General features: G+C 66.7%; 1 protein-coding gene. It reads right to left on the reverse strand.

Annotated features, from left to right (window positions below; translation table 11 throughout):
- Positions 1-232 precede the first annotated feature (232 nt).
- Positions 233-808 carry a TerD family protein gene (locus ACY45C_RS16670; protein ID WP_462188495.1) on the reverse strand — a complete coding sequence of 192 codons (576 nt, stop codon included), beginning with the start codon at positions 806-808 and terminating at the stop codon, positions 233-235.
- Positions 809-832 lie beyond the last annotated feature (24 nt).

Raw genomic sequence — 832 nt, forward strand, 5'->3', positions numbered from 1 at the left:
CCGACCCGGCGGGTTCCATCCGTGCGGTGGAGCGCATCGTCGACCTGGTGACCGGTTGGCCCGAGCTGAACGAGTTCAAGCACACGTCCATCCCACGCTGATCTTCCACGCCGGTTCGGTCCGTCCCGGTATACATCCACGGCGACGGGGATGGCGCCCGCGCCGCCCGCCATCCCCCTGCCGGCGCCCGGCGGTGTCAGACGTTCAAGCCGTGTGAGATGCCCAGGCCGTGTCAGACGTCCAGGCCGTAGCCGCGGGCGATCGCCGCCAGGCCGCTGACCCCACCCTGGCCGAGTGCCCGGAAGCGCCAGCCGTCCTGATCCCGGTAGAGTTCACCGAACAACATCGAGGTGTCCCGCGCGGCGGCGGTGGTGAGGTCGTACCGCACCAGTTCGTCATCGGTCGACGCGTTGACGACCCGGATATAGGCACCGGTCACGTCGCCGAAACTCTGGTGTCGATAGTCGGCGTTGTGGATGCTGACCGGGAAGACGATGCGCGTTATCGCACTGGACAGCAGGTTGAGACGCACCTCGATCTGTTCGTCGTCGCCCGCACCCTCACCGGTGAGGTTGTCACCGCGGTGCACGATCTCGCCGCGCGGACTGCTGAGGTTGTTGTAGTAGATGAAATAGCTGCGGTTGGGGGCTCGCCCGTCCGCCTGCAGGGCAATGGCGCTCGCGTCCAGGTCGAACTCCTCCGATCCGGGAGCATTCGGATCCCAGCCGAGGCCGACGGTGATGTGCGTCAGTCCGCCGGTGGCTCCGGTGAGCGCGACGCTTCCACCCTTGACGACGTCAATGCCCACGGTTCTCCGATCCCACGACACTCT

The organism is Frankia sp. CcWB2, assembly GCF_977927585.1.